The organism is Vibrio sp. Vb0598 (genome assembly GCF_033338935.1).
Lineage (GTDB): Bacteria > Pseudomonadota > Gammaproteobacteria > Enterobacterales > Vibrionaceae > Vibrio > Vibrio alginolyticus.
The window spans coordinates 51166-58906 of record NZ_JAWOTP010000026.1; the positions used below are offsets into that span (position 1 = coordinate 51166).

General features: G+C 45.8%; 6 protein-coding genes and 3 tRNA genes. 8 read left to right on the forward strand and 1 reads right to left on the reverse strand.

The genetic code is table 11. The features are described 5' to 3' along the window. Positions 1-105 precede the first annotated feature (105 nt). The 3 genes from R7Q38_RS20425 (at position 106) to R7Q38_RS20435 (ending at position 453) form a co-directional block, all read left to right on the forward strand. Positions 106-190 (forward strand) — tRNA-Leu (locus tag R7Q38_RS20425). A 50-nt stretch (positions 191-240) separates the two neighbouring features. After that, positions 241-315: transfer RNA gene (locus R7Q38_RS20430), tRNA-Gln, on the forward strand. Positions 316-368: 53 nt separating this feature from the next. After that, a tRNA-Leu gene (locus tag R7Q38_RS20435) sits at positions 369-453 on the forward strand. 135 nt (positions 454-588) lie between these two features. Here R7Q38_RS20435 and R7Q38_RS20440 read toward each other — a convergent pair. Then, positions 589-1767 (reverse strand): 2-octaprenyl-3-methyl-6-methoxy-1,4-benzoquinol hydroxylase, encoded by a 1179-nt coding sequence (locus R7Q38_RS20440; protein WP_005384117.1) that lies wholly within the window; start codon positions 1765-1767, stop codon positions 589-591. Positions 1768-2024: 257 nt separating this feature from the next. Between R7Q38_RS20440 and miaB the strand changes: the two genes are divergently transcribed. The 5 genes from miaB (at position 2025) to lnt (ending at position 7642) form a co-directional block, all read left to right on the forward strand. Next, positions 2025-3449, forward strand: a complete 1425-nt coding sequence (gene miaB, locus R7Q38_RS20445; RefSeq protein ID WP_005373038.1) for a tRNA (N6-isopentenyl adenosine(37)-C2)-methylthiotransferase MiaB — start codon at positions 2025-2027, stop codon at positions 3447-3449. A gap of 73 nt (positions 3450-3522) precedes the next feature. Next, positions 3523-4620: a PhoH family protein gene (locus R7Q38_RS20450; RefSeq protein WP_005373033.1), complete on the forward strand. Its 1098-nt coding sequence runs from the start codon at positions 3523-3525 to the stop codon at positions 4618-4620. A gap of 2 nt (positions 4621-4622) precedes the next feature. Further along, positions 4623-5087, forward strand: coding sequence for an rRNA maturation RNase YbeY (ybeY, locus tag R7Q38_RS20455; protein WP_005373030.1), 465 nt, complete (start codon positions 4623-4625; stop codon positions 5085-5087). A 105-nt stretch (positions 5088-5192) separates the two neighbouring features. After that, positions 5193-6092, forward strand: coding sequence for a CNNM family magnesium/cobalt transport protein CorC (corC, locus tag R7Q38_RS20460; protein ID WP_005384118.1), 900 nt, complete (start codon positions 5193-5195; stop codon positions 6090-6092). A 32-nt stretch (positions 6093-6124) separates the two neighbouring features. Further along, positions 6125-7642: an apolipoprotein N-acyltransferase gene (gene lnt / locus R7Q38_RS20465; RefSeq protein ID WP_005384119.1), complete on the forward strand. Its 1518-nt coding sequence runs from the start codon at positions 6125-6127 to the stop codon at positions 7640-7642. The last annotated feature ends 99 nt before the right edge of the window (positions 7643-7741 follow it).

Here is a 7741-nt window from a genome sequence, read left to right on the forward strand (position 1 = left end):
GCGGAATTGGTAGACGCACCAGATTTAGGTTCTGGCGCCGCAAGGTGTGAGAGTTCAAGTCTCTCCTTCCGCACCATCTTAAATTAATCTACACTATCAGAATACGCGGAAGTGGCGGAATTGGTAGACGCACCAGATTTAGGTTCTGGCGCCGTAAGGTGTGAGAGTTCAAGTCTCTCCTTCCGCACCATTCTTTCTCTCGATAAGAGAGGTTAAGTAGTCTTTGACTATTTACGCTGTAGGGCTATCGCCAAGCGGTAAGGCAGCGGCTTTTGATGCCGCCATTCCCTGGTTCGAATCCAGGTAGCCCTGCCATATACAACGATATTGAGATTTTACCAATTATCTTGATATCTATAGATTAAGTTGCGGAAGTGGCGGAATTGGTAGACGCACCAGATTTAGGTTCTGGCGCCGCAAGGTGTGAGAGTTCAAGTCTCTCCTTCCGCACCATTATCGGAAAACCCAGCATGACTTTGCTGGGTTTTTTCTTTTTTTGGTTCTGGACTCGGGAAATCATTAGATTTGCCGAATTAAAAAAGCGAGCTCATGGCTCGCTTTTTTTCTATCTGTGATTTGAGTAGCTTACTACATACCTAACGCGTATTTCAGTACTTGAGCCTTAATTGGCCCTGAGTTTTCAGCAAGCTTCAATGCAGCATTACGTACGAACTTCAATGGCCCTAGATCGTTGCTAAAACCTTTATAGAAAAAGTCCATGCCCGTCTGCATGAGTAAGTTGTCAGGTCGACGTGCGCGTTCGTATTTCGCGAGTAAGGTATCTTCCAGCTTTTCTTGTTGTTCTGTTACCGAAAGGAGAACGTCTACATCTTTGAAGCCTAAGTTTACCCCTTGCCCTGCAAGCGGGTTGATCGTATGGGCAGAGTCACCCACTAACACGCAATTTTTGCTTGAGTAGCTTTGCGCATGACGACGAGTGAGTGGGAATGAGCCAAACTGTAAAACTTCAATATCGCCTAATTCAGCAGGGAAATGACGTAAAATTTCTTCTCTTAGTTGAGGTTTACTCATCGCACACAGTTGTTTAATACGTTTAGGCGAGTCATACCAAACCAAAGAACCTTGGCCTACTACTTGACCATCGTCGTTACTCAAAGAGCACAGAGGTAAAAATGAACGTGGGCCTGAAGGTGTAAATTGTTGCCAAGTAATATCTTGCTGAGGCAATTCTGTTTTCACATTAATCAACATGCAGTGTTGTCGGTAATCCCACGCAGTTACACCAATTCCAGCCAATTGACGAACTTTAGAGTTTGCACCATCAGCACCAATCACCCAGTTAGCTTCAAACTGCGCCCCACTTTCTAGTGTCACAAGATTTACATCTGCAAACTCAATGGCTTTTAATCGCTCAGGACACATCACGGTTAGATTTTCATACTGAGAGAAGACTTGCCAAAGACCTAATTGGATTAGGCGGTTTTCAACGATGTAACCTAGCTGATCCAATGACAATTCATCAGAGTGAAAACGAGTACGGCACTCTGGGTGCTCCCAAGTTTCTAAGCGCCGATAAGGACAAACTCGCATGCTCTTGATCTCTGGCCATGCTCCGAGTGAATCAAGTAACTCCACCGACTGGTGCGAGATTGCAGATACACGAATATCCATCGCCTGAGCGGCATCAAAAACTTTAGGTTTTGTACCTTCGACCAAGACAACGCTTCTGCCCTGCTTGGCAAATCCAACAGCGACGGCTGCCCCAACCATACCGCCACCGATCACGGCGATGTCATACTTGTTCATTTTTCACTCTTCATCGTGCTGATTAATTGGCGTTTTTTATTGTACTTTCCATGGCTATTTTTACAAAATTGTTTAACAAAAAACCTTGTTCTGCATAGGGCGAAAAACTAGATTTCATCAGGCTTTGCAGAGAATTAGCTAGATCACTAGTCAGGTGCTTTTTAAAGCAGTACAATACGCCGCTTACCGCCGTGATGGCGGCTATAATTTGAGCAATAGCTCTCCGATTTAAGTACAACTGAACGAGCGAAAGTGAGATGAGTAAGAAACTGCTAATTAAAACCTGGGGCTGCCAGATGAACGAATACGATTCATCAAAAATGGCCGACCTGCTTAATGCTGCAAACGGCTACGAGCTGACGGAAGAGCCAGAGGAAGCAGACGTACTTCTACTTAACACCTGTTCGATCCGTGAAAAAGCGCAAGAGAAAGTTTTCCACCAGTTAGGCCGCTGGAAAACACTAAAAGATAAAAAACCTGGCGTAGTTATCGGTGTAGGTGGTTGTGTAGCAACGCAAGAAGGTGACCATATTCGTGAACGTGCACCATACGTTGACGTTATTTTTGGCCCACAAACTTTGCACCGCCTACCTGAGATGATCAAACAATCTCAGTCCGATGATGCACCAGTTATGGACATTTCGTTCCCAGAGATCGAAAAATTCGACCGCCTACCTGAACCTCGCGCTGAAGGTGCGACAGCATTCGTTTCTATTATGGAAGGCTGCTCTAAGTACTGTACTTACTGTGTCGTACCGTACACTCGTGGTGAAGAAGTAAGCCGTCCAATGGATGACGTACTGTTCGAAATCGCCCAACTTGCTGAACAAGGCGTACGTGAAGTAAACCTTCTGGGTCAAAACGTAAACGCGTACCGTGGTCCTATGCACGATGGTGAGATCTGTTCATTTGCAGAACTGCTTCGTTTGGTTGCGTCTATCGATGGTATCGACCGTATTCGTTTCACGACGAGCCACCCGTTAGAATTCACAGACGACATCATCGCAGTATACGAAGATACGCCAGAACTTGTGAGCTTCCTGCACTTACCTGTGCAAAGTGGTAGTGACCGTATCCTAACGATGATGAAACGCCCTCACACCGCTATCGAATACAAATCGATCATCCGTAAACTGCGTAAAGCTCGTCCTGATATTCAAATCAGTTCAGACTTTATTGTTGGTTTCCCTGGTGAGACAGACAAAGACTTCCAAGACACCATGAAGCTAATCAAAGATGTAGACTTTGACATGAGCTTCAGCTTTATTTTCTCTCCACGTCCAGGCACGCCAGCAGCGGATTACCCTTGTGATGTGTCAGAACAAGTGAAGAAAGAGCGCCTTTACGAACTACAGCAAACTATCAATGCTCAAGCGATGCGTTACTCTCGCTTAATGCTTGGCACAGAACAACGTGTTCTAGTTGAAGGTCCTTCGAAGAAAAACCTAATGGAACTACGCGCTCGTACAGAAAACAACCGTGTAGTAAACTTTGAAGGTAGTGCAGACCTAATTGGTCAGTTCGTTGATGTGAAGATCGTAGACGTATTTGCAAACTCACTGCGTGGTGAGCTAGTACGTACTGAAAAAGACATGGATCTTCGTAGTGTGATTTCCCCAACGCAGATGATGGCGAAAACACGTCGCGAAGATGAGCTGGGTGTAGCTACTTTTACGCCGTAAGCTCGTATAAATAGCCATAGAGAGCCTGGTCGTTATCAGGCTCTCACTAAGTGGCAAAAAATGAGAGGCAACATTGAGCAATAAAATCGTAACTCTAGAAATTAACCTAGAACCTTCAGACAACCGCCGACTAGCTAGCCTGTGCGGTCCATTCGATGACAACATCAAGCATTTAGAACGTCGTCTAGGCGTTGAAATTAACCACCGTAGTGACCACTTTACGATTGTCGGTAAACCTCATACCGCATCAGCTGCGCTGGATATCCTGAAAACTCTATATGTTGATACCGCACCTGTACGAGGTGAGATCCCAGATATTGAGCCTGAGCAAATCCATCTAGCGATCAAAGAGTCTGGTGTTCTTGAGCAGAATACTGAGTCTAATATCGAGCATGGTAAAGAAGTCTTCGTCAAAACCAAGAAAGGTGTGATCAAACCACGTACGCCAAACCAAGCGCAGTACTTGGTTAACATGGTCACGCATGATATTTCTTTTGGTATTGGCCCGGCAGGTACAGGTAAAACCTACCTTGCTGTAGCAGCAGCTGTTGACGCACTAGAGCGCCAAGAGATCCGCCGTATTCTACTTACTCGTCCAGCGGTTGAAGCTGGTGAGAAATTGGGCTTCCTACCTGGTGATTTAAGCCAGAAAGTCGACCCATACCTACGTCCGCTATACGACGCCCTATTTGAAATGCTGGGCTTTGAGCGCGTAGAGAAGCTGATTGAACGTAACGTGATTGAGGTTGCCCCTCTTGCTTACATGCGTGGTCGTACTCTAAACGACGCCTTTATCATTCTTGATGAGAGTCAGAACACCACAGTTGAACAGATGAAGATGTTCCTAACGCGTATTGGTTTTAACTCTCGCGCGGTTATCACTGGTGATGTCACGCAGATTGACTTACCTCGTGGTGCGAAATCGGGTCTTCGTCATGCTATTGAAGTACTAAGCGAAGTTGACGACATCAGCTTTAACTTCTTCTTAGCCGACGACGTTGTACGTCACCCTGTGGTTGCTCGTATCGTTAACGCGTACGAGAAGTGGGAAGCACAAGACCAGAAAGAGCGTAAAGAGTTCGAGAAACGCCGTCGTGAAGAACGCGATGCGAAGTTACTAGAAGCAGCAAAAGCCGAACTGAATGCACAAGTTGCTTCAACTAAGGAATAATCATGGCGATTGAACTTGATCTGCAACTGGCAGTCGAAAATGAAGAAGGTCTGCCTTCGCAGCAAGATTTCCAATTGTGGCTAGATAAGACAATTCCTCTCTTCCAGCCACAAGCCGAAGTCACCATTCGTATTGTTGATGAACAAGAAAGTCATACGCTCAACCATGAGTATCGCGGCAAAGATAAACCAACTAATGTGTTGTCGTTTCCATTTGAAGCACCTCCTGGTATGGAAATAGATTTACTTGGTGATTTGATTATTTGCCGCCAAGTTGTTGAAAAAGAGGCGGTTGAACAGAGCAAGCCTCTGCTAGCACATTGGGCGCATATGGTTGTACATGGCAGCTTGCATCTGCTAGGTTATGATCATATAGAGGATGACGAAGCCGAAGAGATGGAGTCCCTCGAAACCGAAATCATGCAAGGTATGGGTTATGAAGATCCTTACATTGCTGAAAAAGAGTAGCTATTGGCCACTCGACAGGGAAAGGCGAACCACCTAAATGACTCTCGTGTTCGCCTCTCTATGTGTGCTATCACACTTCTGATAGCGTTACTTAATTGAGAAACAATGAACGAAGATAATTCTCCCTCTTCTAACGAAGATAAGAAAGAAAAGGCAGAAGGTCCGAGTAGAAAGTCCTTCTTTGAACGTCTAGGTCAACTATTTCAGGGCGAACCAAAAGATCGCCAAGAGCTTGTGGATGTTATCCGCGACTCTGAAGTTAACGACCTGATTGACCATGACACTCGCGATATGCTCGAAGGTGTTATGGAAATCTCCGAAATGCGTGTGCGTGACATTATGATCCCGCGTTCGCAAATGGTTACCGTTGAGCGTACTCACGACCTTGATACCTTGGTTGCTTTGATTACCGATGCTCAACACTCTCGCTACCCTGTGATCAGCGAAGATAAAGACCATGTGGAAGGCATACTTCTAGCGAAGGACTTACTTAAATACTTAGGCTCAGGCAGTAATCCATTTGATATCGAAGAAGTCATTCGACCAGCGGTTGTAGTACCGGAAAGTAAACGCGTTGATCGACTGCTGAAAGAATTCCGTGAAGAACGTTATCATATGGCCATTGTTGTCGATGAATTCGGTGGTGTTTCTGGTCTTGTGACCATTGAAGATATCCTTGAGGAAATCGTCGGGGATATTGAAGATGAATTCGATGAAAGTGAAGAGACGGACATTCGTAAGCTGAGCAAGCATACGTTTGCTGTCAGAGCGCTGACAACCATCGAAGAGTTTAATGAGACATTCGGAACCAACTTCAGCGATGAGGAAGTTGATACCGTTGGTGGTATGGTCATGACTGCCTTTGGTCACTTACCTTCTCGTGGTGAACTGGTTGAAATTGAAGGCTACAACTTCAAAGTCACCGCTGCCGATAACCGTCGTGTCATTCAACTCCAAGTGACGATCCCAGACGAAGAAACCCTGGTTGAAGCCACTCAAGAGTAACGCGATACCCATTGGGAATCTCAGAAATTACAATGATGAATGAACTCTTTCATCGCCTTAAGCGGCCCTTAGTGGCCGCTTTTGTTGGCGCCTCTACTACACTCGCTTTCGCTCCTTACCAGCTGTGGCCTATTGCCATTCTTAGCCCTGCAATTCTACTGATTCTTCTTGCTAACCAAACTCCGAAACGCGCACTATGGATTGGTTATGCTTGGGGGTTAGGTCAATTTGCAACTGGCGTTAGCTGGGTTTACGTCAGTATCTCCGGTTTTGGCGGTATGCCGCTCATTGCCAATTTATTTTTAATGGGCTTACTTGTTGCCTACTTGGCTGTTTATTCAGGCTTATTTGCTTGGCTCAACAACAAGCTGTTTCCTCAATTTACGCTCACAAAAGCACTTCTCGCTGCACCTGCTTTATGGCTGATAAGTGATTGGTTGCGTGGTTGGGTGATGACCGGCTTCCCTTGGTTATGGCTAGGCTATAGCCAGATAGATGCTCCACTCGCAAGCTTTGCACCAATTGGCGGCGTAGAACTGCTTACTCTATTTATCCTTATCAGCGCAGGGGCGTTAGCCTATGCATGGATTCATAAGCAGTGGCTGATGGTGATTATCCCTGCGGTATTACTCAGTACTGGCTTTGGGATTCGCAACTACGATTGGGTAACACCCCGACCAGAAGACACGACTAAGCTCGCACTGATTCAAGGTAACGTAGACCAAAACCTAAAGTGGCTACCAAGTCAACGCTGGCCAACCATCATGAAATATGCTGACTTAACTCGTGAAAACTGGGACGCTGACATTATCGTTTGGCCAGAAGCAGCAATTCCCGCTTTTGAAATTGAAGTGCCTTCATTTTTGAGCAATATCGACAGCGCTGCAAAAATGAATAACAGCGCAATCATCACCGGTGTCGTCAACCAAGCTGAAGATCGACAGTTCTACAACAGTATTCTGTCCCTCGGCATCACACCATACGGTGACTACAGCTTCGATTTAAGCGAACGTTACCATAAGCATCACCTACTACCGTTTGGTGAGTTTGTACCATTTGAAGATATTTTGCGCCCATTAGCGCCATTCTTTAACCTACCGATGTCATCGTTTAGCCGTGGGGCTTTTGTGCAGCCAAACATCGTTGCGAATGGCATGCACATGGCACCAGCGCTTTGCTATGAGATCATCTTTAATGAGCAAGTGCGTCAAAATGTGACTGACGAAACAGACTTCATTCTAACGCTTTCAAACGATGCATGGTTTGGTCACTCTATCGGCCCTCTTCAGCATATGGAGATCGCCCGTATGCGTGCCTTAGAGTTGGGCAAACCGCTCATCCGCTCGACTAACAATGGATTAACAGCGGTAACCGATCACAAGGGTAAAATCGTTGAGCAAGTTCCGCAGTTTGAAACTGCAGTACTGCGCGCAGAGCTCACCCCAACCGATGGGAAAACGCCATATCGAATCGTTGGTACTTGGCCATTGTATATTTGGGTAGGGTTAAGTTTAGCGCTGGCTTTCGGTTTAAGAAGAAAACAGAGCTGATAACAGCTTGAAAGTAGAAAAGGTAAATTACCACCTTCTAAAGAAGGTGGCTTTGTGTGAGCCCCCTAAAAGGGGGCCTTTGTTTAGTCCAGCGCCAAT

Excerpts from the sequence above, each read along its gene's own strand:
- lnt (WP_005384119.1), top strand. The coding sequence starts at position 6,125 with ATGATGAATGAACTCTTTCATCGCCTTAAGCGGCCCTTAGTGGCCGCT.
- corC (WP_005384118.1), top strand. The coding sequence starts at position 5,193 with ATGAACGAAGATAATTCTCCCTCTTCTAACGAAGATAAGAAAGAAAAG.
- miaB (WP_005373038.1), top strand. The coding sequence starts at position 2,025 with ATGAGTAAGAAACTGCTAATTAAAACCTGGGGCTGCCAGATGAACGAA.
- R7Q38_RS20440 (WP_005384117.1), bottom strand. The coding sequence starts at position 1,767 with ATGAACAAGTATGACATCGCCGTGATCGGTGGCGGTATGGTTGGGGCA.
- ybeY (WP_005373030.1), top strand. The coding sequence starts at position 4,623 with ATGGCGATTGAACTTGATCTGCAACTGGCAGTCGAAAATGAAGAAGGT.